Raw genomic sequence first — 3,353 nt, forward strand, 5'->3', positions numbered from 1 at the left:
GGCAAGCGCCGCGCGCTCACGCCGCCGAACGACGCCGGAAAGCCGCACGCTGCCAAACCCCAACACCAGCATCACCACGCCGGCCAAAGCAGTGACCACCTGACCGAAACCAGTGATCTCAGGCTTATGCAGGCCGAGCAGCCAGACCATCATTAAAAGACCCGACAACCACTCCACATGCCCCGTGACCTTCCCGACCGTCACGGTCAACGCGCCGTCGATAGCCGCATGCAGCGCGAGCCACGCCAACCCGATCAGCGCAATGCCGAACAACTGGCCGACAAACGCCGGCTGCACGCTCGCCAGGTGCATCGCGTCGAATAATGCTGACCAGGGCGTGAGGAGAAACAACGCGCCGTAGGCCAGGAAAATCAACGCGTTGATGACGAGAACAGCGCGCAGCAGGGGTTTCATGGTCAGTCCACGTGGTAGTTGGGTGCTTCCTTCGTGATCTGGACGTCGTGCACGTGCGACTCGCGCATGCCCGCACCAGTGATCTGGACGAATTCGGCCTTCTCATGCATCTCTTCGATATTGCGGCAACCGCAATATCCCATGCTCGCACGCACGCCGCCGACGACCTGGAACAGGATCGCGTTGACCGAGCCCTTATAGGCCACGCGCCCTTCGATGCCTTCCGGCACAAGCTTGTCGATGTTCGCCGAGTTGTCCTGGAAGTATCGATCCGCTGCGCCGTCCTTCATGGCGCCGACCGAGCCCATGCCTCGATACGCCTTGTACTGGCGGCCCTGGAACAGGAACACGTCGCCGGGAGATTCTTCCGTACCAGCAAGCATGCTGCCCATCATCACCGCGTCGGCGCCGGCTGCGAGCGCCTTGCTGACATCGCCGGAGAAACGCACGCCGCCGTCCGAAATCACCGGAACGCCAGAACCGCGCAACGCATCCGACACATTCGCGACCGCCGTGATTTGCGGCACGCCGACGCCCGCCACGATCCGCGTGGTGCAGATGGAACCGGGGCCGATCCCGACCTTAACGCCGTCCGCACCGTATTCCACGAGCGCCTTGGCGGCCGCTGCCGTGGCAATATTCCCGCCGATGACTTCAATGTGCGGGAAATTCCGCTTTACCCAGCGCACGCGTTCGAGCACGCCCTGGCTGTGGCCGTGCGCCGTATCCACGACGATCACGTCCACGCCCGCCGCCGACAGCAACTCGACGCGCTCTTCGTTTTCCGGACCGACGCCGACTGCCGCGCCTGCGCGCAGCTTGCCGTGTTCGTCCTTACAGGCATCCGGGTGCTCGGTTTGCTTGGTGATGTCCTTCACCGTCATCAGGCCGCGCAATTCGAACGCGTCATTGACGACCAGGACGCGTTCCAGGCGATGGCTGTGCATCAGCGCCTTCGCCTCGGCGAGCGGCGTGCCTTCCTTGACCGTCACCAGGCGTTCGCGCGGCGTCATGATCTTGCGGACTTCGTCGTCGAGGCGTTCTTCGAAACGCAGGTCGCGATTCGTCACGATGCCAATCAACTGCGGGCCTTCCACCACCGGAAAGCCGGAGATGCCGTGCTGCTGCGTGAGAGCGATCACGTCGCGCACTTTCATGTGCGGCGGCACGGTGATCGGATCGCGCACCACGCCCGATTCAAAGCGCTTTACTTTCGCGACTTCGCGGGCCTGCTCGGCAGAGGTGAGGTTCTTGTGGATGATGCCTACGCCGCCCAACTGCGCCATCGCGATCGCCAGGCGACCTTCGGTGACCGTGTCCATGGCAGCCGACAAAAGCGGCATGTTGAGGGAAATCTTGCGGGTAACCTGGGTTTTAAGGCTGGTGTCGCGCGGGAGCACGTTGGAAAACGCGGGCACGAGGAGCACGTCATCGAACGTGAGTGCTTTCTGGATCAGACGCATGGCAAATCCTATGGGCGCAAAACCGAATTATACCGATAGTTCCCTGGTTTTTCAGCGCCCATACAACGGCTTAGCCTCCGAGGCGATTTTTTGTTTGCAATTTACGGGCCCCGGTCCGCGCGGGATCGCGCTTCGATTCGGCATCGATTGGGTCGCGCTTTGGGGCGGCGGGACCGGATTTTTTCGGGTTTTTGTTCAAGTGATTTTCGCGTCATGTTCGGGTTTGGGAATGGAAAACAGAACCATGCGGTTCCGCTCGACTGTCGGCGATTGCAGTTTGGAACAAGACGAGTTCGCGTCCTCCGATTAACCTTCGCTCCTTGCCGTTGGGATTTGGAGACATTTAATGCAACGCGGTGTGTTGTGCGGTTTGCTGGCTGGCGCCATCTGGGGCTTTATCTTCCTTGCGCCCCGATTGCTGCCGGAGTTTTCGCCGCTTTTGCTCAGCGCTGGCCGATACGCCATGTACGGCGTCGTATCGGTGATAGCAGCGTGGCCCGCATGGCGCAGCCTTGTAGAACGTCTTACGCGCGCCGATCTTGTGGCGCTGCTCAAGCTCGCAGTCATTGGCAACCTGCTCTACTACATGCTTGTCGCGAACGCGGTGCAGATGATCGGGATCGCGCCGGTCTCGCTGATCGTTGGACTATTGCCCGTTACCGTGACCCTTGCCGGACGGCGTGATCGTGGCGCAGTCGACCTGCGACGGCTGATGTGGCCGCTCGCGATGATGGTTGCCGGGATCGTGTGTATCAATGTGGACGTGTTCAACGCTGGCGTGGCCGGAGGTCTGTTCCGGCAGATTGCCGGGTTGGCGTGCGCCGTTGGGGCATTGGCATCGTGGACGTGGTACGCGGTTGTCAATGCGCGCTATTTGCAGACCCATTCGCATTTCGATGGCAACGAGTGGTCGGTCTTGTGGGGCGTGGTGACCGGCGGCCTGGGGGCGCTGATGTGGGCGTTGTTTCTTGTTTTGCCCGCTGGTTCGGTGCAAACAAGCGCCGGTCCTGGCCGATGGCAACTGTTCTGGGCGGTCAGTTTTGCGCTGGCACTTGGCGGATCATGGGTTGGAAACATGCTATGGAATGCCGCTGCGCGACGGTTGCCGCTGACCTTGTCGGGCCAGATGATTGCGTTTGAAACGCTGTTCGCGCTGCGCCCGGAAGGGGGGCGGGGTTTAGGCGGTGCTGCTTGCGGCGAGTGTGGGGATAGGGTGGAGGGGGTGCTGCTCGCGGAGAGTGTGGGGCTAGGTTTGAGTCCTTCTGCTAGCGTGGTCGTTCTGCTTAAGTCGGATTTTCTTGCTTATTTCTGTTAGCCCCTGTCCGGGGCGGGACTTCATTTCTTTTCAAACGCGAAAAGAAACGAAGCAAAGAAACGCGTTCAAACCGCGAATACCTAAGTGTCCTCTTTGCTCACTTCAGGTTTTTGGCACGAACGTAGCGCGGCCCCAAATATTTAACCGGCCGTCGGACACCC

General features: G+C 60.9%; 3 protein-coding genes and 1 pseudogene. 2 read left to right on the forward strand and 2 right to left on the reverse strand.

Annotated elements, in window-relative coordinates; genetic code table 11:
- Both WCA53_RS33665 and guaB read right to left on the reverse strand, forming a co-directional pair.
- Nucleotides 1–414 (reverse strand): annotated as a pseudogene (locus tag WCA53_RS33665) (hypothetical protein); the annotation flags it as partial.
- 2 nt (nucleotides 415–416) lie between these two features.
- Nucleotides 417–1,877, reverse strand: a complete 1,461-nt coding sequence (gene guaB / locus WCA53_RS33670) for an IMP dehydrogenase (RefSeq protein WP_423922332.1) — start codon at nucleotides 1,875–1,877, stop codon at nucleotides 417–419.
- Between guaB and WCA53_RS33675 the strand changes: the two genes are divergently transcribed.
- Together WCA53_RS33675 and WCA53_RS33680 are read left to right on the forward strand one after the other, a co-directional pair.
- Entirely contained in the window at nucleotides 1,876–2,187 is a 312-nt protein-coding gene (locus WCA53_RS33675; RefSeq protein WP_423922335.1) for a hypothetical protein, read from the forward strand. The genes guaB and WCA53_RS33675 overlap by 2 nt on opposite strands.
- Before the next feature lie 36 nt (nucleotides 2,188–2,223).
- Nucleotides 2,224–3,192, forward strand: a complete 969-nt coding sequence (locus tag WCA53_RS33680; RefSeq protein WP_423922338.1) for a DMT family transporter — start codon at nucleotides 2,224–2,226, stop codon at nucleotides 3,190–3,192.
- Nucleotides 3,193–3,353: the final 161 nt, after the last annotated feature.

The sequence above is a fragment of the Caballeronia sp. genome, assembly GCF_049581465.1.
Lineage (GTDB): Bacteria > Pseudomonadota > Gammaproteobacteria > Burkholderiales > Burkholderiaceae > Caballeronia.

Excerpts from the sequence above, each read along its gene's own strand:
- WCA53_RS33675 (WP_423922335.1), top strand. The coding sequence starts at position 1,876 with ATGGCAAATCCTATGGGCGCAAAACCGAATTATACCGATAGTTCCCTG.
- guaB (WP_423922332.1), bottom strand. The coding sequence starts at position 1,877 with ATGCGTCTGATCCAGAAAGCACTCACGTTCGATGACGTGCTCCTCGTG.
- WCA53_RS33680 (WP_423922338.1), top strand. The coding sequence starts at position 2,224 with ATGCAACGCGGTGTGTTGTGCGGTTTGCTGGCTGGCGCCATCTGGGGC.